This is a genomic window from Brockia lithotrophica (genome assembly GCF_003633725.1).
GTDB classification, from domain to species: domain Bacteria; phylum Bacillota; class Bacilli; order Thermicanales; family DSM-22653; genus Brockia; species Brockia lithotrophica.
In genome coordinates, this window is the sequence record NZ_RBIJ01000001.1 from 508,041 (window position 1) to 528,523 (window position 20,483).

Consider the following 20,483-nt stretch of genomic DNA (forward strand, 5'->3'; position numbering starts at 1 on the left):
GCAACTTGTAAATCCCCGCGTCGTCCCGCGCCGTAAAGCTCAACCGGATCCCTTCCCCAAGCCTCGCCTCCCTCGCGTTCGCCGCAAACGACGTCATCACGGGAACGGAAACCGAAGACACCGATCTAACAGGTTCGGTATACCAGCCGGCAATGTACCCCGTGGTCCCCGTACTCAGCTTCACGTAGTACCAAGATCCGTCAGCCCGAAGTACGGGGACAACCGTACCCTGCCGAAGGCCGCCGATGATGCGGTAATTCGTTCCGGGACCGGAACGAACGTTGAGATAATCAGCGGTCACCTTGACCTGAGAGGGGACCTCGGCCGCGTGAACATCAGTAGACGAAGGACCTCCTACGTAACTGGAAATCACGAGCGCAGGAACGACCAACCAGCTTTTCCTCCTGCCTTTGCCCCTACCCTTCCCCTTAGACATCTCCACTCCCTCCCCAAGCTCTTTCAGGGTTTCTCTTCTGCGTTCGCGAGTCTCCTGCGTGTATCCCTTCATGAAAATTCGGCGTGAGGGATCTCTCTACCTCCCCTGAGAGGGGAATTCGTAGAAGAACCGGAAGTTCGACGTTCCGAGATTTGGGAGCTGGCCTCCCGTTCTCGTGAACGCGACAATCCATTGCGTATACGAGGGGGGCAAAGCGAAACGGATCTTCCTTGGGATGAACCCAAGGAAACTTGCAACAGGTTTCTACGCTTTCTAGAAGCTTCTTCGTTTCATTGTATCCGGCGTTTTCTAAAAGTGTCCATAGGTATCTGCACCTAGATCACCAAGGGGTTCGTAGATTCTAAGTAAAATTATTTTTCTGAAAATAAAATAAAGGCTGCAGATGCCGACAGACGAAGGGCCAAAAAACGGGACTACCCATCGTACCGGGAAAACGTACGGGGCGAATATGGAGGAGTCAAACGCCAATTTGGCCGCAATATGTGCACCTGCCAAAACCTCCTAGGAAAGAAACGTGTACTGTAACGGCGAGGAGGGAATGCGGATGAGAAAAACGTGGAGAAGGCCAAAATGCTGGCCTGCATGTCGTCGACCTCGGATTTGGCCTACGATCGTTTGGAACGTTCTACCGCCCTTTTGTCTGGGCCCCGCGTTTCACGAAGAGTTCTTCCCCAACGTGAGCGTCACCTATGAAAGACTAGAACTCCTCGCCCAACGGACCGCCCTTGACACGATGTACTCCTACGCCGTCGTAAACCGAGGAGAAGCCCCCGTAGTCGCACAGGTAGAGATCAGTCCGGACGGTGTGCACTACGCTCCGGACGAATCGATCTCCGTCCAACCCCATACCACGGGGGTCCTCGTCCCCAAACGCTACCTGCGCTACACGCGCCTCGTCCTGCGCACCTTGCAGCCTGCACAGATGAGTTTGGTTGACGTTTACTTCCAGGCGCAAACTCGCATGCAAACCGACAGATGATCCTGTACAGCCAAAGGGAGAACAGGATGGAGCGAAATTTCGCAGTAGAAACAATGCGGGCAAATGGGGGCAAAAGACTTTACCGCAACGGGAGGTAATTTGTCATGCCGAACTACTCTGTGTTTAACCTTCAGCCGGAGGAACTCAAAATTCTCGTCTACGGGGTCCACAGCACGGGGCCCAAACCCCTTCTCGTAGACGACTCGGGACGACTCCACGTCGCCAGCGTTACGGTAACCGCAGAAACCATCGAGGCGATCCTCGCAGGTACCCTCGATGCCGTCCTCGGTACCACCGTCTCCGCAGGTACCCTCGATGCCGTTGGGCAGATCCTGCACAAGAGCTTCTTCGAACAAAGCTTTCTCAACGTCGTCACGGGGGACACCCTCACGCCGCTCCCCGCAATCACGACCGGTGTGCTCGGCCTCTCGAGCTTCTTTATCTACAACGCGGGAACCAACGGTGCCCTTGTCCAAGTTCAGATCAGTGCGGACGGTACGAACTGGTTTCCAGACGTAGTCCCTACTTCCCCAATCGTCGGCGGGACGGTGAGCGTCCTCGTACCGACCCGATTCCTCAAGTACACACGACTCGCTTACCAATCCGCCGTCACCGGCCTTCCTACTACGCTCGACGTGTACTTCAACGCACAGGGAACGTGAGTGCCGCTTCCCTTTCTCCCTAGTCGCCGCACCCCATTCCAGAGGCAGCCCCGTGCTCGTTTCGGCACGGGGTTTTCTGTACCGAGGAGGGACAGAAATGGACAGAGGAGCAGAAACGTCCGAAGTTCCCAAGCGGGAGGAACTTCTTCTTTCCGTGGCGATGATCGTGCGAAACGAGGCGGAAAAACTCCCCCGCGCCCTTACGAGCGTCCGCAACTTCGCGGACGAAACCGTAGTGGTCGACACGGGGTCCGAAGACGACACGTCAGAAATCGCCGCCGCATACGGCGCCCGAGTATTTTCCTTCCCTTGGCGGGAGAACTTTGCAGACGCGCGAAACGCCTCCCTGGAACGCTGTAAGGGGAGGTGGATCCTCGTGCTGGATGCGGACGAGTGGCTTACGCCCGAATCCGGTCCCGCCCTTCGGAAACTCCTCCAACAAGAAGAACAAACGCCCTGTTGCGAAGCTTACCAGGTGCGCATCGTAAACCTCGTTGCCGACGCGGCGGGCGAGCCGCGCCGTCTCGTCCACTACGCCGCTCGCCTTTTCCGCAACAACCCCGCCTACCGCTTTACCGGACGCGTACACGAACAAATCCTCCCCTCCATCCTGGAGCACGCTCCATCCCGCCGTTTTCCCGTCGTGGGAACCGCTCCGATAGACCTTCTCCACGACGGCTACGCAAGTGCGGCAAAGAACAAGGTGATGCGCAACCTCAAACTTCTCGAACGCGAGTGGGCGGAATCCCCTGCGAACCCATTCACCGCATACAACCTCGGCGTCGAGTACTTGCGCCTTGGAGACGCGGACCGTGCTGCGGAATTTCTGGAACGGTCGATCTCCCTCTCCCCGCCGCGCATGGCCTATCTCCCCCTCGCCTACCGATATCTCGCCCTCGCGCACGCCGCAAAGGGGGATCTCGTCGGCGCTCTGAAGGCGGCGACGCGGGGAACGGAAACCTTCCCCGAATCGCCGGACCTCTGGCACCTCAAGGGAGATCTCGCCTGGCAGGCAAAAGACGTGCACGAAGCCCGTCAAGCCTACCTTGCGGCCTACGCCTTGGGCGAACCCCCTCCCGGCTATCCCCACGAAGAGGGTCTGGGCACATACCGCACGGCGTTCGCCCTCGGGCGACTCAGCGAAGAAGGGGGGAACGCGGAATCTGCCGTCCTCTGGTACCTGCGCGCCTTACGGCACCGCTCCAACGACGTGCAGGTTCTTGCCGCCCTCCTTCAACTCGTTGCCCGTACGTGGGGCGAAGAAGCTCTCCCTCGCTTCGTCCTTACCCACTTACGAGCACAGGACGAAAGCGCGCGGGAATTCCTCGTGCGTCTCCTCGAACTCCTCGGCTACGTCCGCCAGGCGCAAGCTCTGCGCCTCGAACTGCGAAGTACCGAAGCGGGAGAAACAAAAGCCTCGAAAGGGAGCGAAGGCGGCGCGCCATAAGCGCGCATTAGGAAAAAAGAAAAGGGGGGAACTGGGTTGCCGCTTGCGTCCGAAAATCGCCCCCGGATTTCTCTCGTGATGATCGTGCGCGACGAAGCCGAGTTCGTTGCCGACGCGATCCGCTCGGCACTCCCGTATGTAGACGAGATCGTCGTGGGGGATACCGGTTCTGTGGACGCCACCCCGGAGATCGCCGCTTCCCTCGGTGCCCGGGTCGTTTCCCTTCCTTGGGAGGACGACTTTTCCCGGGCGCGCAACCGAGCCCTTACGTACGCCCGTGGCGAGTGGATTTTGAGTCTCGACGCCGACGAGCGCATTCGCAAAGGCGACCCGGAAGTCCTGCGGCGAACGCTCTCCCGCGACGACCTATGGGGAGGAATTGTGCGCATCTACCACCGCCTCGATCCCCCCTCGGCAGGTGCTTGGGACAACGTCCTGCGCCTCTTTCGGAACGACCCTCGCGTCGTGTTCGAAGGGCGCATTCACGAAACGGTCGACGCTTCGCTTGCCCGGATTCCCGAGGCAAAGGTCCTCCCCGTACCCCTCGTCATCGAGCATCTCGGCTACCTCGATGCGGTGGCCCGCAAAAAGACGAAAACGAACCGCAACCTCCGCCTCATCGAACTCGCCCTGGCCGAACACCCCTGTGATGCGCGTCTATACTACGCCCTCGGCACGGAATGGTTTGCCCAAGGCCGGTACGCGGAAGCGGAAGGCCCCTTCCGCAAAGCCCTCGAACTCCTCGAAGGCGAAAGCAAAGAAGCTCCCCCTTATCTCTCCGATCTCTCCCTCAAGTTCCTCTACACGCTCTTTGCCCAGGGAAAGACAGAGGAGTCCCTCGATTGGGCCCGACGCTTTCTCGAGCGTTTACCCGATTTTCCCACGCTTTGGGAAATGTACGCTCAGATCCTCCTCCGGAACGGAAAAGCAGAAGAAGCCGCGCGCGCCGCCCACGCGGCCCTCGCCTTAGGACCCAAATCCGCCTACGCCATCCCCGAAGGGTCCGGAGGCTTCCTCGCCTACTCTCTTCTCGCCCAAGCTCACGCGCGTCTGGGTAACGCGGAGGAAGCTCTGGCGGCGAGCCGCGCCGCAAGAGAGGCATACGCGAAAACAACCGAACGCAACGGCGTGCCCGCTACCCTCCCTCCCGAAATCTTCGCCCTACCTTTCCTCTTGAACGTCCTCGTCCAAAACTCCGAAAGCCCGGTCCTTTTTCTCGGAACTTCGCCCGTTTTGTACCAATCTCTGAGCGCGGTGCTCCGTGAACTCGGCGCTTTGGATGCTTCCGCATCGTCTTTCTTTCGCCCGCTCGAAGGAGAGACGCCCTCCTCGGACATACCTCCTGCACGTGTCGCCGTGGTGAGCGACGGCAGGCGAGAACTTTCGTCCGAAGACCTGCGACAAAAAATCGAAGACCTCCTGAACGCTGGCGTGGAAACCGTCTACGTCATAGAACCGTGGTCCGAACGCTCGGGTCCGAGGGTCCACCTCGCCGCGCTCGCCGCAAGAGAAACCTTGCGAATAGACGTAACGCCCCCCTCGCTTCTGCCGTACTCCGAAACGGGACTCCCCGCTCAAATTCCTCCGAAAAACGAAAGCGAAGGCGAGCGGAAATTCATCCACGTGTACCGCGTCTCTCGTCCGCCCGACTTCGCTCCGCTTTCCTTGGATTCGCTTTGGGACCGCTGTCCAGAAGCCGCCGCGGCATACCCCTTTGAAGAGATCCTGACAACCGAAACGCGGCGGACCGATGACGTCGATCGTCTGGGAACCCAGGAGCCTACGAATAAGGGGGGGCCACTTTCGCCCCTGAGCGTCGGCTACGTACTTCCCCATCACGCGCCAACCGGGGGGCTCAAGGTCCTGCTCGACCACATACGTCTCTTGCGCCGTCTCGGTCACCGCGTAATCGCCTTCCGTCCGAAAGACGACAGACGCCCGGTACTCCCTGTTTGGTACCCCTTCGAAGACGAGGAAAAACCCGAGGAAGTCTATCTCGACCCCCAACGCCCCATTCCCGAACAGCTCGAAGGCTACGGCCTCGACGTCGCCGTCCTCGGGTGGTTGGAACACCTCGTCGGCGCGGAAAACGCGCGCACACCCCTCTTGTACCTGGAACAAGGCCATCCGTGGTTCTTTCAGGACGTCCCTCTTGCCTACGACCGAGGCGTGCGCCTTTCGCTCTTGCGGTTCTACCGAACGCCCGTGTTCCTCGCAACCGTTTCTCCCTTTCTCCAAGACATCCTCCGCAGGCGCTACGGCCGCAAGAGCGCCCTCGTCCCCAACGGCGTCGATACGGACCGCTTCCGGCCGAACGAAGGAATTAAAAGAGACGGCGATCTTCCTACCGTCCTCCTCGTCGGCTCACCCAACCGTCCCTTTAAGGGAACGGACGTGGCCTTGCGCGTACTCGACCGTCTCTGGCGGGAAGGCCTGCGTTTTCGCCTTCTCTGGATCAGTCCCGATCCCTTTCGCATTCTCCACGCCCCGTTCCCCGTCGAGGTCGTCGTCGACCCGCCTCAGGAACGACTTCCGAGCCTGTACCAAAGTGCCGACGTCCTTCTGTTCCCCTCCTGGTACGAAGGATTTGCCCTCCCGCCGCTCGAAGCCATGGCTTCCGGCGTCGCCGTCGTGGCCAGCGAATGCGGGGGGATCCGAACCTACGCACGACCCGGAAAAAATGCCCTCCTCGCACCTCCGGGAGACGCGGAAACGCTTGCCGCCTACGTAAAGATGCTCTTGCGTGACGCCCGCCTTCGCTCGCGCCTCGTTCAGATCGGACGGGAAACGGCGCGTGCCTTCGACCTCCGCCGCACGGTCCACCGCCTCGAAACCGTCCTTCGCTGCGTGGCAAACCGCGGATAGATGCCGTACGCACTCTGCAAGGGAATCCCCGCCGCGAACTCGACGACAGCGAAGGGCGGGGGAGCGGAGGATGAAGCGGAGGATGAAAGAGAGCAAACGAAATGTCCTCGAGGAGTCTGAGAGACTCACCCCTTGGGTCGCGCGCGCAAAACGCGGGCACGGTTGATCGCCGCCGCGATTTCGTAAGGTCGGGGAAAAACGAGGTCGCCCGTCGGGGTTTCCCCGGGGAGAAAGAGGCCGTCCACGCCTTTTTCCTCCCGCAGCGCTTCGAGCGCCGCAAGGAACTCCCTCAGCTCCATCCAGCCCTCCTCGGCGTCTTTGCGCGCTCCACCCGTTTTCCGGACGGAAAGATAGTCCGCAAATTTCTCCATGCGGGCGAGGATGTATGCCAAAGCCCGCGTTTGTCCTTCGTCGACAAGCTGCTCCACCGCCGCAAGGTCGATCGTTTCGCGTCCGAATCGGATCTCCCGAAGACCCTCCGCGCGCACGCGTTCCCGCTCCTCTCGACGGAACGACGCGACGTGAAACACGCGCGGCCGAGGAGGAACGAGAGGTTCGGCTTCTTCTGGATTGCGCCGGGAAGGAATGCGCCGCACGACCTCCCGGGCTTCCGCCGTAGCCTCAAACGCGCGGTAGCGGTCCATGCGGATCACCGTGTCGGCAACGTCCAGATAGTCACCGACGCCACCTACGACGAGGATCGTCGACATCCCCAAGACCCGGTAAACTTCGCGGACGCGGTCTACCAGAGGGGTAATGGGTTCGGAGGATTTGGGCACGAGCGCCTGCATGCGCGCGTCGCGGACGAGGAAATTTGTGGCACTCGTATCCTCGTCCATGAGGATGAGACGCGCTCCGGCTTCCCAAGCTTCTACGAGATTTGCCGCCTGAGACGTACTTCCGCTTGCCGAGGCGCTCGTGAAGCAACGTGTATCCGTGCCCCCGGGAAGCTCGCCAATAAAGGCGTGGATGTCTACGCCGACGACGGACCGACGGTCTTCGGCCCGGATCTTCACGGCATCCCGAAGCGTGACCACGTACTCACGCCCGTCCCCGGGAACGTGGTCATACACTCCGAGCTCGAGGGCCCGAAGGAGCGTGCTCTTTCCGTGGTACCCGCCGCCTACGATGAGGGTGACTCCCCGGGGGACGGCCATCCCCGTAATTTCGCCCGCGTGCGGGAGACGTACCGCAACCCGTCTTTCCGGGGGGCTTACGAACGCGACCGCGCGTTCCTTGGGCATCGGGGCATCGGAGGCCCCCGAAAGGCGCGGCAAGATGCTCCCGTCGGCTACAAAGGCAACCCAACCCCGTTCTTCGAGAAGCACGCGCAACGCGGCCTGATCTTCTGCGACCGCGACGTGCCGTCCGAGCGCCTCTGCGTCATCCGCGTGAAATCCGAGAGCACGGGCGACAAGCTGCGGGATCTGTACGAAAAAAAGTTCCTGCGCCGCCCCGCCGTCGATCGTCCGCCCGCGGGCGGGAAGACCTACTGCGAAGCGCGCCTCCAAGTAGGGTCCGTCGGAAGCCCGGTCAAGTACGACGGCGGAACGCTCGAGGATCTCTTGACCGGGAACGGCGGTGAAGATCTGGCCCCCGTTGCCCGTCCCGGTACGCCTTGAAAATGTTCGCGCCGCGTGAAAAAGCTTGCGGGCGAGAAAATCGCAAAGGGCAACTTGCGCGACACGACCCGCCCAACTCCAGGAAGGAAATCCGGCGTCTTCGAGTCGGACACGAACGCGAACGCGGGACGGCGGAGCAAACGGGTCTCCTTGGGCGTGATCGACGTAGAGGATAAAACCCGCAAACCGGTAAGCACCTTCCAAATCGCGGTAGGCCTTGTATCCCCTTCCGTCGATGCGGCGCAACCGTTCGCGGAGGCCATCTGCTGTCAACACGCGCATTGCTTTAGCGCCGCCCTTATTTTGGTTTTATCTTTTTAAAAACACGTTTCAAAATAAAACTTATTACTCCGGGATTTTCTTTTATAATTGTGATTGAATCTAAAAATTTTTTTCTTTTTATCATAGATACAAACCTATAATATTCTGCGAGGATTATATATCTAGCTAAACTTTTACGGACATTTTTGTCAATTTTAGGGTTGTTAAGTATATCTTTTATATATTCTATGCTTTCTTTGTTTATAGTTTCTTTTTCATTATAGATCTTTACCTGAATTGATTCTTGATGTCTACGATATGCATATCCGGCTTCCGGGTAGAGAAAAAAATTCGCTCCATTTAACATAAGTTCCAAAATAAAAACAAAATCTTCTCGTATTATCAAATTCTCGTTGTATTCTATTGATTTGTCTTTAATAAATTTTGCCCTAAATATCGGTTTAAAATATCCGAGGTCTCGACCTATAAAAAAGTCGAGATTTATTTCTAAGGGGTAATTTATGTTAATACCTCTTTCTTTAAACATAGACAAACAACGTGTGTCTCCGTCCTTAAATTGATAAATATCATCCGCAACGATGTCCGCACCATACTCTTCTCCAATTGCAATGAGCCGTTCCAATCGATCCTCGCGGATGAAAAAGTCATCGGCGTCTAAAATCGCTATCCAATCCCCGCGCGCCTCGCGAAGCCCGAGGTTTCGAGCCGCGCTCGGACCACGGTTTACCTCGTTTTGCAAAAGGCGCACGCGTTCGTCTTCCGCGGCAATCCTCCGTACAACATCGGCGGTCCCGTCTTTCGAGCCGTCGTCGATCACGATGACCTCGAGATCTTTAAGCGTTTGCCCTAGCGCCGATCGAATCGCCTGTTCGATCGTTCGCTCGGCGTTCCAGGCAGGAACTATGACGCTAACCCGAGTGTGCACAAAAAACGCCTCCTGCAACAGTAATCTCCTGAACTTCGAAACCATAGAAGTTTTAAAAATACAAAATTAAGCTAAAAAACTACTACACAGATCCATCACCGCCACAACAGCTAAGAAGTAGTATACCCCTCCCGAGATGACCGTTCAACCCCGTATACCTTTCCCAGAGACCGAGTGGTACGATAGGCGTAAGGCGTTTTTCCGCCTTCCGTGCGCGTGCCTGAGCGTTTCTCAGAGGACGCGCAGACGAGCCGGAATGAGGGTATGCCTGCGCCATGAGTCGCAAAACGAAAGAGTCCCTCTTCATCGTCACCAGCGGATTCGGAGACGGCCACAGGCGGGTCGCAGAGGTCCTCGCACTTGCCCTCCGAAGGGCCGACCCCGAACGTCCCGTCCGCATCGTGGACCTCTACGCAACGCTCACCCCGAGGCTGTATCCCTTGGCCCTTCGCGGGTACCTCCTCACGCTCCGAAGGGCTCCCGAACTCTTGGGGGCTACGTATGCGTGGAGTGCCCGAATCCGAAGGGGCGCCTTCCCGCGCATCCGCCTGAGGCTCCCCAAGCTCGACTTACCCGTACACCTACACGTCCCCGGCCTTCACGAGAGAACCCCATCCCTTCGCCCTTCCGCCGCCCTCGCCCACGCCTTTGCCACAATCTTCGACGGAAGGACGCCCGGAACGGTCGTCGCCACCGCGCCCGTTCCCCTCCTCCTCGTGGGCGAATGGAAGCGCCGACAAGGCCTATCCTTTCCTCTGGTTTACCTGGCAACGGACTTCATCCCACACCTGGTGGTGGCGCGGGAGGAGGTCGACCTCTACCTCGTGGCGCACGACGAGGCAAAAGCCCGCCTTGCCGCCCTGGGAGTCGCGCCGGAACGCATCCGCGTTACGGGAATCCCCGTGCACCCCGCATTCGTCCGCGCTTCTTCCGTCCGGTCGAAGCGCCTCGCGCGCAGCCGGAAGGCTGGACCGCTCTGCCTTCTCGTCGCCGGAGGCGGATGGGGGCTCGTAGCCGGGGCAGAAGCGCTCGTCCGAGACCTCCTCGCCTCTCCCCGGTTTTTCTCGGCAGCCGATCCGCGAAGCGGAGGATCCACACCCTTTCTCCGCATGTTGGTCCTCGGGGGCAAAAACCCGGATGCGGCCCAAAAAAGCGTCGACCGCCTGAGCCACCCGGCGATCGCATGGAAGGTTCTGCCGTACCTCGATCCGGGTCAGGTCGCCGCCCTCCTCGCGACCGCAGACGGTTTTCTCACGAAACCGGGTGGGATCTCCTTGGCCGAGGCGCTCACGGTAGGCATACCGGCATTCCTCCTTCCGCCCCTTCCGGGCCCCGAAGAAGAAAACGCTCGTTTCCTCACGGAGGCAGGCCTTGTCGGTTCCGGAGGGGGAGAGCAACTCCTCGACTGGCTTCGCGGAATATCCGACCCAAAGCTGCAAAGAGAAACCGCGGCCCGACAGCACGGCGTAGTCTCCCCCCACGCCGCCGAACGCGTCGTACGCGAGCTCCTCGGGTTTCTCGGGGAAAGCGGGCAAAACGTCAGGCGGACGCAAAGGTGATCTCTAGGTATTCTGTGCACAACCGCCGAACGGCAAAGCACTCTGTGGGAACATAGGGAATCGGATCTCGGTCGGGCGTGTAGACGACGTGGTGGATGCGGTTTAAGGCGCATTGGGCGAGGCAGTCGAGGTTTTCCAGCGCTGCGCGCGCCTCCGGACAGCGTACGCCAAAGATGCGCAGGGTTACGTTGGTAAACTTGAGTTCGAGGTCGAGGGACGCTTCCTCCGAATCCAGCGCCTCCCGCGCACGCCCTTCGAGGTAAGGCCCGAACGCCTCCCGCACCCAGAGGAACACGTCGCCGCTGAAGCCGGCGATTCCCCCTTCGGCAACGGCGAGGGCGAGAGGGTTGTCGTAGATCGTCCGCCAGCGCACGTGCGCGGCCGGCTCCGCATAGCGGTAGGCCACGCGAAGCTCGACGGCGTACTCCTGAGGAAACACGTGATCGAGAATGCGGGAGAGGGTAGCCCCGTCGAGGGTGCGGGCGTTCAACGAGATTTCCGTCCGACTCAAGCCGTACGGTTTCCCCAAAAAGTACGATTCGTAGCGGCTTTCCGCCCGAAGGAGTCTGGGAACGTAGTCCTCCTTTAGATTTCTGAGAAACACCACCCCCTCGCCGGTCGCACCCAAATCGCGAAGCGCGGGAACTTCTACACCTTTAACCATGCGGTAAAAGCGTTCATCGAACAGGAGGAAGGTGCGCAGGTTCTCCCCCTCCGGGAGGCCCTCGAGTCCCGCGAGAAACTCCGGAAACCCATCCGGCCAATCGGCCCGTCTTAGGTGCTCGTCCACGTACCGAAGGAGCATCTCCGCGCGGTCGGGATCGGCGTACGTCCGCGCGAGGACGCGCACGGCTTCCGTGTATCGGTCCAACGAAGTTTCCATTCTCTACTCCGCCCCTTTTTTCTATTGTACCGCTCCGCCGCGCGAACGACGAAAGGAGGTACGCCGTGCGCACCCCCGAAATTCGCCCGGAAACCCTGCTTCTCTCCCCCGTCCTTGTGCTCCTTGTAGGTGGAATAGGCCTCTTTTTTCTCGTTGGGCCCTCCGGAATCCTCGATCGCCTCTCCCTATTTCCCCTTCAGGAAGTTGCCCATGCTACAGGGTTCTTTCTCCCCTACGCCCTCTGCGTGCTCGCCCTCCTCGCGCTTCACGACCGGTATTTGGCCAAAGTGTGCTTCGTCGTCGACGAAGCGGTGGAGGTCCTCCTTTCCTTCGGACCCGTTTACCTCGCGAGCTTTCTGTCCTTGGCCGCCCTAGGCGAAGAACTGCTTTTTCGCGGATTTCTCCAGGAGGGAGCTTCCCGCCTCGTCTGGTTCCTCTCCCCCGAGGAGTCGGAGGGGAAAGTGGCCGCCTGGGCGATTTTCTTCTCCGCCGCCGCGTTTGCCTTTATCCACCAACGCTATCGCATCTATCCCGCGGCCTTTGTCGCCGTGTTCCTCGTCGGCCTCTTTTTGGGGTGGAGCTACGCCGTAAGCCGAAATCTCTGGATTCCCGTGATCCTCCACGCCCTCTGGAATGCCGGCGAACTCGCCTTGTACATCATCTGGCGGGGACGCGAACCCGTCGATCCCCGTAGCCGAAAGGACGTCCTTTGGATCCCCCTCGTACCCGATGCCCACGACGACGAACGCCCGGGCGAACGTCCGCACGTCCACCCGAGCCTCCCGTATTGGGCAAGTGTCCTTCTCGTAGGCATTCTGGGAGCCGCATTCGTGTGGTTTGCTTCAGACGCCTTTCCCGAACTCCTTCGGCCGGGAATTTTGGGATCTCTGCCGCATGAGCTTGCGATAGGCGCGGGCGACAAGGGCCATATCCGCGAGAAATTCCTCTTCCTTCCTGCGGTCGCGGAGGACGCCCGCCGGGTGATACGTCACGAGCACGTACGCCTCTTTTAGGGGACCATGCCAAGTCCCGCGAAGTTCGCCAACGCCGCGCCCATCCTTTAATACGTAGCGGGCCGCAACTCCCCCGAGAAGGACCAAGACCTTGGGACGGATGAGCTCGATCTGCCGCCAAAGGAAAGGAAGGCATGCCGCCGCCTCTTCGGGCCGAGGAACGCGGTTTCCGGGAGGGCGGCATTTTACGACGTTTGTGATGTAGATCCCGCTCCGCGGGATCCCCACCTTAGCGAGAACTTCGTCGAAATAGCGTCCCGCCCGACCGACAAAGGGACGCCCCGTCCGATCCTCGTCTGCCCCCGGACCTTCGCCGATAAAGACGACGGGCGCGTCCTCCGGCCCTTCTCCCGGAACCGCCCGGATTCGTTCCTCCGCCAACGGACAGCGGTTGCAGCGACGGATCTCCCGCGCGAGCTCGTCGAGGCTTTGGACAAATGCCAAGGCGTTTTCCGGATCGTCGCCGAAGAGGCTGAGCTGATGGCCGGTGGAGTCCACGGCGATCGCCTCCGCCTTCGAACCCTTACGACTTCCCCGCCCAAAAACCTCTCCCCGCCAAACGGGTACACATATTCTCCTGCCCTATGGTTGATTCTTCGACTCCCGCGGGTTCCTTCCTTCTCTTCAGAGGGTTCCTTCCTTCCCTCTCTCGTCACACTCTTCTTCGTCACGCGTCCGGGAAGAGCAAGTTCAAACCGATCGAAGCCAACGAAAGAGACCAAAGGATGTCCCACGGAAGTTCGTCCACCATCCCCAAGACGTGCATCTGGAGGAAGAATCCGACGAAAAAGAGAATCGCACCTACCCATCGCTTCCCGGCCTGAAGGAGCGCGACGATCCCGGAAACTACGAGGAATACCGGCCAATAGCGGACGAGGAAAGCGCCGACGTAGAGCGTAAGGAAGGGCAGCCGAAGGACAAGGCGTTCCGCCACGTACCCTTCGACGTTGATCCGAAGCCCCAAGTTTACAAGGAAGAGTCCGATTCCCAGAAGCAGGGTAATACTCCCCAAGACGCGCATGTTTCCCCGCAGGATCCCCTCTAAACCCACGTACACGAGGAGAAGCGGCCAAAGGAGGTGAATTGCGGCGTTCGGGTCTACGTGCAGTACGCTCATGCGCTCCAAAAGCCAGACGAGTCCGAGCATGATCAGGGCAAAGGCGCTCAATACCCTACCGGCAGCCATGTTCCCCAAATCCTTCACCCCCTCTTCCCAAAAACGCGACACCCCGAAATTCTCGATTCCTAGGAATTTCGACGCAACTCTACCTGCTTAGTGTAACAACCTTCGTTCGATCAAGCAACACTTCGGCAACCTCGCGCTCGCAGGTCGGTTTTCTCCTAGGGTAGGGGATAGGAGCAAAAGGCGCAGCAATACGAAAAAGCCGGCCTGCGCCGGCTACGGTCGATCGTCTTTCCCTCCCTTTCGTTCCTTGAAGCGTGCTGTTTGCGTCTTGCGCCTCTTTCTTTACGCTTCACGCACCTAGATACCTTCGGATTTCCACGGCCAGGGCGAGGAAGACGCCGAGGAAAAAGCCGAAAATCGCCCCCGCACCGGCGTAAGCCTTGGAACCCCTCGAAGATGCGGACAAAGGGGGAGACGTTTCCAAAATCTCGGGGCGCACAGCCCCACCCAGTTTAAGATCGATCTCTTGGATTCGGTTCGCCAAATCCAGAAGCAGGGATTCTTCGCGGACCACGTACTCGGAAAGCCGCGCAAGGGCGAGTTCTCGTTCTACGCCGCCTGTTCCCGACGCCTCCATATTGCGAAGCGCCTCGCGGTTCCGTTCTAGGCTCTTGGCGACTTCGGCTTGGAGCTTGACCAACGCTTGCTTCGTGGACTGTAGGTTCCCCAAGGAACGTTCTACTTCGTCCTTCGCCCGCGAGAGGTACGTGTGGGCAACGGCCGTGCACACCTTTTGGGCAAGGTCGGGATCCTGCGCCCTCACGGTGAACTTCACGGACGTCTCGTTTACGGGAGACGCATCTACCATCCTGCGGAGATCCTGTACCGAGGAAAGCGAAGGATCCTGACGGGTGACTTCCTTAAGAAAATCCTCGCTTGTCACAATGAATTTCGCATTTCTGGGATCGGTATATACGCCCTCTGCTTTTTTCCCCAGATAGAGAACGCTCTCACACGTGAAACTCGGCTTCTTCATGTACGCCAATAGGAATCCTACCACTGCAAAGACGATCGTTAGCCCAAGGATTGGGTACCTCCATTTCCAGAGCACGGAAAACACGTCCAAACCGACGGCCGAATCTCCTGTAGGGGAGGTCGAATGTGCATCCCGAGTGGGCTCCATCGACACGCGCTCCTCCGTTTTCCCGATGTTCGAGACGAGCTATGCGGAATTGTACCACGCCCGGACGAGGAAAACCAAACGACGGCGATCCTCTTCGCCGCTTCGCCGGTCTATCTCGGAAGTTTCGTCCGAGGGGTGTACTCGATGCGAAAGGCGATGTTGGGAAAAGATTTGGGAAGCATGAGGAAATGGTGGACCATAAATCCCGTCGAAAGGCGCTCCCGCCAAGAGGAAAGCGGCCAGCCCAGGTGAACGACGAACGCCCTGTCGGGAAATTTCTTTTCCAGGTGCCTGAGGAGTGCCTCCATTTCCGCGACCACGCCCCACATTTGGGAGTACGGCAACACGAAGTGGTTCTCCCCGCGCCTGCGGGGCGGCCGCAGCCGTTGTAGGGCAAAGGTCACGTACACATGTCCGGGTTCTTGCCCGACGCCCTCGCGCGGGCGCGCAAAGTGGAGGTGTACGGTGTCGCCGCTCATCTCCGCAATGTAGCGTTCGAGGTCTTCTACCGTGTGAAAGGCCGATTCGTAGGCGAGGTCGGGGTTGCGGAAAAAGCGTGCCGCGAGCACCCCCAAGAAAATCATTGCGAGCGACGTCCCCGCCCAAAGTGCCGTTCCGTGAATCTTGTGTGCGGCCACGTAGACGAACGCCGCGGCAAATACGAGGATGAGAAAGACATTTTTGGCTACCCCGGTGCGATACGCGCGCATGCGCGAATACCCTTCGGAGATCCGGTAGGTCACGAGGGCGAGAAGATTGAGGACGAAACTCGCGAGGAGACCAATCGCGAACATGTCGGCTACGAGGTTCGCCGAACCGTTGGTAATCAAGATGAGGACGGTAAACGTCGCCGCGAGGAAGAGGATGATCCCTTGATGCACTCCGGCGCGGTTCGTCCGGAGGAGAAAGGCCAGACCGTAGCGTTCGGCGATCGTCGTGAGGAGCTCCGTCCCTCCGACGAATGCCGTATTCATGGCAAAGGCAAGGGCGAGGGCGGCGGCCAGAGCCATCACGACGCCGTATACCTCGCCCTCTACCTGTACGGCGTAAGTCGCGACCAATCCCTCTACGTGCGCACCGGGATCGGGGACGTGGGTCAGCGCGAGGACGCCTACCCCCGGGATGAGAATTCCGTTCAAAATGACGAGGAAGAGGTACGCCTTGCGAATCTCCCGCCAGTTTTCCACGAGTTTTTGCGTCTGAAGAACGGTCTCGATACCCGAGTAGGCAAGAATCGTGGAGCCCACGCCTACCGTAGCGTACCCCAAGGCACCGAGGACACCGGACCCCGCCATGTGAGCGATCGGATCGCGAAACCCGCGCACGAGGGTATCCAAAGCGCGGGCGTCGAGCCCGGTAAGGCCGAGGGCGATCCCGGCGACGAGAGCATACCCGAGAAAGAGAAACACGCCGAACGTCGTCCAGACGTTGGAGCGAATTCCCAAGATGTTGAGAAGTGCGAGAAACCACACGATCCCAAGTTCCAAGGGAATCCGGATTCCTTCCCAGATCGGAAAAACGGACGCGGCATTTTCTACGGCGCTGATCGCCGAGAGCGCCGCCATGTTGATGTAGTCCACGAGGATCGACGCGACGGCGATGAGGGAGAGCGCGCGGCCGAAGATGAGGTAGGTGATCGTATACACCCCACCGCCCCGCTGGCCGAGCCCCTCGAGGATTTCCGCGATTTCCGTCATGGAGAAGGCGTAGAGCGCGATGATCCCAGAGGTGAGCACGAGAAAGAACATCGCATCGTATCCGATGTAGCGGTATGCCTCTCCTGGCCCGTAAAAGACGCTCGCCAAAAGGTCCATCATAGCGATCGCAGAAACGCCGACGAACCCTACGTACGTGCGGCCGCCTTTCTGATACGTGATGCCGCGGTGCGCCGCAAGGAACCCCATGACGAGCGTGAACACCGAAAGAAAGGCGACGAGGAGAAAGAAGGACGACGTAGACAAACCTTGCGCCTCCCGCACATCGGGCGGAAATTTCGTCCGCCGGGTTGGTACCGCGTTACTAAGTTAACACTAATAAGCGCCTTTCCCTCGTATAACCACGAAAAACGTAAGAGCTAGAATATATACATCCAGCCACAGAGACCAGTTCCGAATGTAATAGCTATCCAAGAGCCTCTGCCTCTCGACGTCTCCGTCGCTCCGCGCCGAAACTTGCCAAAGACCCGTCATCCCCGGAAGTACGCTCCGGCGCAGTTCGCGGAATTCCTCGTCGAAGGCTTCGAGATGGTAAAAGGGGAACGGCCTGGGACCCACGAGACTCATCTCTCCCCGGACAACGTTCCAGAGCTGAGGGAGCTCGTCGAGGCTCGTCTTGCGCAAAAAGTGGCCAATTCCCGGCAGGATCCGAGGATCGTGTTTGAGCTTGAAGTACCGGTTCCACTCCTCGTACGCTTCCGGGGAGCTCTCGAGGTACTTTTGGAGGCGCGCTTCGGCATCGGGGTACATCGTGCGTAGCTTCCACACGCGAATCGCACGACCGCCGAGCCCTTCCCTTTCTTGAACGAAAAAGGGGTTTCCCGGACTCACGAGAAAAACGAGCGCCACAAGCAAAAGGATGAGGGGAAGGCTGACGAGAAAAAGGATGCCCCCCAGTAGTACGTCCATCAGCCGTTTGACGATACGGTTCCTTCGGTCGAGGAGGTTTTGCTTGAGTTCGAGCGCCAATGTCCCCCCGAGGTCGCGCGTCGTAACCCACAGGCTCTGCACACCCTCTCGCTCTTCCACCAGGAGAACCCGCCCATAACGGAGGGAGGGCAAAAGCGACAACACTTCTTCCCGCTCTTCGGGAAGGTAGGCGACGATTGCCGTATGCACGCCGGGGAAGCCGTCCCGAACGAGCGAAGCCTCGTCCGGAGAGAGGGTACAGACGGGCACGTAGCCGAGGTCTTGGAATTCCAAAACCCGGCGGAGTACCTTGGTACGTGCAGCATCTGTGCCGATGAGGACCACGGGGGTTCCCCAGAGGTTTACCTTACGCAGGAACGACCGGAGAATCGCATCTCCAACGGGAACGAAGAGAAGGGCAAACGTATAGGTGAGGAGGAGGATTCCTCGAGAGGACGCCTCCCGCCGCACAAGGAATTCCCAAAAGATGAGGATGACGAAGACTAGGGTCGTCACCAACGTCCGCCTGCGCAACCGTTCCACGGGATGAAGTCCATATCCGGGGTACACACCCGCAAGGGCGTAGGCAAAGGGCAATGCCACGACACCGTACAACAGCTGTACGTACTGCTCTGGGCCGACAACGTTAGGCAACCAACGAAGGAAGTTCAGTCGGATCCAAATCGAGGCACCCATAGAGGATAGTAGGATAATTAAATCCGTAATAAAAAATAACGAAAAAATAACGTACTGCGAAACAAAATTATAGACTAATCTTCTTTTTAAAGACAACTCCGGATGCGGACCGCTCGCGTTTCCTAAATCTACCTGAAAGGACGGAGGACCGTTTCCTACAGACATCCCTATCGCCTCGCCGTCGCGCGATTGGACAGGTACCACTCGTACGTCTGCCGAATCCCGTAACGCAGGGAAATCCTGGGCCGCCACCCCAAGGCGGTGAGCTTGCTCACGTCCAGGAGCTTCCTCGGGGTACCGTCCGGCTTGCTCGTGTCGTAGACGATCTTTCCCCGGTATCCCACGACGTCCGCGACGAGCTCCGCCAATTCCGAGATCGAAATGTCTTCGCCGACTCCAACGTTGACGATCTCGCCGTCGTCGTAATTCAGCATGAGAAACAACGCGGCATCCGCCAAGTCGTCGACATGGAGGAATTCTCTTCGCGGCGTCCCCGTACCCCAGACGACCACCTCTTGGGCACCGCTCTCCTTTGCCTCCGCGAACTTCCGGATGAGCGCCGCCAGAACGTGAGAGGTCTCCAGATCGAAGTTATCTCCCGGTCCATACAAGTTCGTCGGCATGAGGCTGATTGCATTAAATCCGTACTGCCTCCGATAGCTTTGACACATAATAATTCCGGATATTTTTGCGATTGCATAAGGTTCATTGGTAGGTTCCAGTTTTCCGGATAGGAGGTACTCCTCCTTCATGGGCTGAGGCGCGAACTTAGGATATATGCAACTACTCCCGAGAAAGAGAAGTTTTTTTACACCATAGCGATATGCTGCATCGATTACATTCGTCTGGATCAAGAGGTTGTCGCGGATAAAGTCAGCTGGGTACGTGTTGTTTGCGAGAATCCCCCCGACTTTGGCCGCGGCTAAAAACACGTACTCCGGCCGTTCCCGGGCAAAGAAGTCGTAGACCTGCTGTTGATTCGTGAGATCGAGCTCGGAGCGGCTCCGGACGACGAGGTTTGTATACCCTTCCGCCTGCAGCTTTCGATAGATTGCAGACCCCACGAGGCCCCTGTGCCCGGCCACGTAGATCTTGCTCGACTTATCCACGCTCCATCACTCCCTGTAGTGCGATGTTATGGCCGGCATCCAAAAGTGTCTTTTCCCTTCGGGCAAGTTCGAGGTCGTGCTCCACCATACGAATCACGAGCTCTTGAAACGTCACCCTCGGACGCCACCCGAGCTTTTCGCGCGCCTTCCGAGGATCGCCGAGCAAAAAGTCTACCTCTGCAGGTCGAAAGTACCGAGGATCGATTTCCACGTAGTCGCGCCAATCCAACCCTACGGCGGCAAAGGCGGCCTCTACGAATTCGCGCACGGAATGAGACTCTCCCGTGGCGATCACGTAGTCGTCTGGCTCGTCCTGCTGCAACATGAGCCACATCGCTTCCACGTAATCCGGCGCATACCCCCAATCGCGACGCGCCTCGAGGTTTCCCAAATAGAGCTTGCGTTGAAGCCCTAGCTTGATCCGACCGACCGCCCGCGTGATCTTGCGCGTAACGAAGGTCTCCCCGCGCCGCTCCGATTCGTGGTTGAAGAGGATCCCGTTTGCAATAAACATTCCGTACGCCTCTCGGTAGTTTACGGCGTACCAATAGGCCGCGACCTTCGAAACCGCATAAGGGCTCCGGGGATGAAACGGAGTGGACTCCGACTGCGGTGGAGGAGCCGAACCGAACATCTCCGAGGACCCCGCCTGATAGACACGTACCTCCCGCTCGGTCTCTTCCATGTGGAGACGCACGGCTTCCAAAAGGCGAAGCGTTCCCAAAGCGACGATGTCCGCCGTATACTCCGGTTGTTCAAAAGATACCTTGACGTGAGATTGGGCGGCGAGGTTGTACACTTCATCCGGTTGGATTTTGTCCAATAGCCGCTTGAGACCAATACCGTCCGTCATGTCCCCGTAGTGGAGAAAGAGCCTCGCCTCGGGATCGTGGGGATCCCGATACAGATGATCGATCCGCGAAGTACTAAAGGTGCTCGAGCGGCGAATGATCCCGTGAACCTCGTACCCCTTGTTTAAGAGAAACTCCGCAAGATACGAGCCGTCTTGACCTGTGATGCCCGTAATTAAGGCCTTTTTCATCTCCGTCCC

At 58.9% G+C, this 20,483-nt stretch carries 16 protein-coding genes and 1 pseudogene; 6 read left to right on the forward strand and 11 right to left on the reverse strand.

The window, feature by feature from the left end:
* Positions 1–391 (reverse strand): SH3 domain-containing protein (locus C7438_RS09105; RefSeq protein ID WP_170143496.1); only part of this gene is annotated, 391 nt, incomplete at its 3' end.
* Positions 392–1,133: 742 nt separating this feature from the next.
* On the opposite strand from C7438_RS09105, the gene C7438_RS02340 reads away from it, so the two are divergent.
* The 4 genes from C7438_RS02340 to C7438_RS02355 all read left to right on the forward strand — a co-directional run bounded on the left by C7438_RS02340 (position 1,134) and on the right by C7438_RS02355 (position 6,410).
* The gene (locus tag C7438_RS02340) at positions 1,134–1,436 is read left to right on the forward strand and encodes a DUF6385 domain-containing protein (RefSeq protein WP_121443720.1); all 303 of its coding nucleotides are present in this window, start codon (positions 1,134–1,136) and stop codon (positions 1,434–1,436) included.
* A gap of 104 nt (positions 1,437–1,540) precedes the next feature.
* On the forward strand, positions 1,541–2,098 hold the full coding sequence (locus C7438_RS02345) for a DUF6385 domain-containing protein (RefSeq protein ID WP_121443721.1): 558 nt from the start codon (positions 1,541–1,543) through the stop codon (positions 2,096–2,098).
* Between the two features lie 97 nt (positions 2,099–2,195).
* Complete coding sequence (locus C7438_RS02350) at positions 2,196–3,545, forward strand: tetratricopeptide repeat-containing glycosyltransferase family 2 protein (RefSeq protein WP_147401967.1); 1,350 nt, start codon at positions 2,196–2,198, stop codon at positions 3,543–3,545.
* A gap of 36 nt (positions 3,546–3,581) precedes the next feature.
* Complete coding sequence (locus tag C7438_RS02355; protein ID WP_121443723.1) at positions 3,582–6,410, forward strand: glycosyltransferase; 2,829 nt, start codon at positions 3,582–3,584, stop codon at positions 6,408–6,410.
* Positions 6,411–6,535: 125 nt separating this feature from the next.
* Here C7438_RS02355 and C7438_RS02360 read toward each other — a convergent pair whose 3' ends face one another.
* Positions 6,536–8,314 (reverse strand): ABC-ATPase domain-containing protein, encoded by a 1,779-nt coding sequence (locus C7438_RS02360; RefSeq protein ID WP_211322020.1) that lies wholly within the window; start codon positions 8,312–8,314, stop codon positions 6,536–6,538.
* 16 nt (positions 8,315–8,330) lie between these two features.
* Positions 8,331–9,239 (reverse strand): glycosyltransferase family 2 protein, encoded by a 909-nt coding sequence (locus C7438_RS02365; RefSeq protein WP_170143497.1) that lies wholly within the window; start codon positions 9,237–9,239, stop codon positions 8,331–8,333.
* 275 nt (positions 9,240–9,514) lie between these two features.
* Between C7438_RS02365 and C7438_RS02370 the strand changes: the two genes are divergently transcribed.
* On the forward strand, positions 9,515–10,798 hold the full coding sequence (locus tag C7438_RS02370) for an MGDG synthase family glycosyltransferase (RefSeq protein ID WP_121443725.1): 1,284 nt from the start codon (positions 9,515–9,517) through the stop codon (positions 10,796–10,798).
* On the opposite strand, the gene C7438_RS02375 is transcribed toward C7438_RS02370, so the two are convergent.
* Entirely contained in the window at positions 10,779–11,681 is a 903-nt protein-coding gene (locus tag C7438_RS02375) for a hypothetical protein (RefSeq protein WP_121443726.1), read from the reverse strand. The two genes, C7438_RS02370 and C7438_RS02375, sit on opposite strands and share 20 nt — an antisense overlap.
* A gap of 311 nt (positions 11,682–11,992) precedes the next feature.
* Here C7438_RS02375 and C7438_RS09345 point away from each other — a divergent pair.
* A pseudogene (locus C7438_RS09345) lies at positions 11,993–12,307 on the forward strand (CPBP family intramembrane glutamic endopeptidase); the annotation flags it as partial.
* 216 nt (positions 12,308–12,523) lie between these two features.
* Here the strand turns inward: C7438_RS09345 and C7438_RS09350 are convergent.
* The 7 genes from C7438_RS09350 to gmd form a co-directional block, all read right to left on the reverse strand.
* Positions 12,524–13,192, reverse strand: coding sequence for a uracil-DNA glycosylase (locus tag C7438_RS09350; RefSeq protein ID WP_245956439.1), 669 nt, complete (start codon positions 13,190–13,192; stop codon positions 12,524–12,526).
* 169 nt (positions 13,193–13,361) lie between these two features.
* Positions 13,362–13,922, reverse strand: a complete 561-nt coding sequence (locus C7438_RS02390; RefSeq protein WP_147401968.1) for a LiaF transmembrane domain-containing protein — start codon at positions 13,920–13,922, stop codon at positions 13,362–13,364.
* A 247-nt stretch (positions 13,923–14,169) separates the two neighbouring features.
* A complete protein-coding gene (locus tag C7438_RS08995) occupies positions 14,170–14,688 on the reverse strand; it encodes a hypothetical protein (protein ID WP_147401969.1) in 519 nt (172 codons plus the stop codon).
* A 425-nt stretch (positions 14,689–15,113) separates the two neighbouring features.
* A complete protein-coding gene (locus tag C7438_RS02400; protein ID WP_121443730.1) occupies positions 15,114–16,964 on the reverse strand; it encodes an APC family permease in 1,851 nt (616 codons plus the stop codon).
* Between the two features lie 69 nt (positions 16,965–17,033).
* The gene (locus tag C7438_RS02405; protein ID WP_121443731.1) at positions 17,034–18,488 is read right to left on the reverse strand and encodes an exopolysaccharide biosynthesis polyprenyl glycosylphosphotransferase; all 1,455 of its coding nucleotides are present in this window, start codon (positions 18,486–18,488) and stop codon (positions 17,034–17,036) included.
* A 2-nt stretch (positions 18,489–18,490) separates the two neighbouring features.
* The gene (fcl, locus tag C7438_RS02410; protein ID WP_121443732.1) at positions 18,491–19,432 is read right to left on the reverse strand and encodes a GDP-L-fucose synthase; all 942 of its coding nucleotides are present in this window, start codon (positions 19,430–19,432) and stop codon (positions 18,491–18,493) included.
* Entirely contained in the window at positions 19,425–20,474 is a 1,050-nt protein-coding gene (gene gmd, locus C7438_RS02415) for a GDP-mannose 4,6-dehydratase (protein WP_121443733.1), read from the reverse strand. The genes fcl and gmd overlap by 8 nt, the downstream gene beginning before the upstream one ends.
* Positions 20,475–20,483 lie beyond the last annotated feature (9 nt).

What these genes read in the sequence shown, in the direction of transcription:
- C7438_RS02370 (WP_121443725.1), top strand. Translation starts at nt 9,515, where the DNA reads ATGAGTCGCAAAACGAAAGAGTCCCTCTTCATCGTCACCAGCGGATTC.
- C7438_RS02350 (WP_147401967.1), top strand. Translation starts at nt 2,196, where the DNA reads ATGGACAGAGGAGCAGAAACGTCCGAAGTTCCCAAGCGGGAGGAACTT.
- C7438_RS02360 (WP_211322020.1), bottom strand. Translation starts at nt 8,314, where the DNA reads ATGCGCGTGTTGACAGCAGATGGCCTCCGCGAACGGTTGCGCCGCATC.
- C7438_RS08995 (WP_147401969.1), bottom strand. Translation starts at nt 14,688, where the DNA reads ATGGTAGATGCGTCTCCCGTAAACGAGACGTCCGTGAAGTTCACCGTG.
- C7438_RS02405 (WP_121443731.1), bottom strand. Translation starts at nt 18,488, where the DNA reads ATGTCTGTAGGAAACGGTCCTCCGTCCTTTCAGGTAGATTTAGGAAAC.
- gmd (WP_121443733.1), bottom strand. Translation starts at nt 20,474, where the DNA reads ATGAAAAAGGCCTTAATTACGGGCATCACAGGTCAAGACGGCTCGTAT.
- C7438_RS02375 (WP_121443726.1), bottom strand. Translation starts at nt 11,681, where the DNA reads ATGGAAACTTCGTTGGACCGATACACGGAAGCCGTGCGCGTCCTCGCG.
- C7438_RS02345 (WP_121443721.1), top strand. Translation starts at nt 1,541, where the DNA reads ATGCCGAACTACTCTGTGTTTAACCTTCAGCCGGAGGAACTCAAAATT.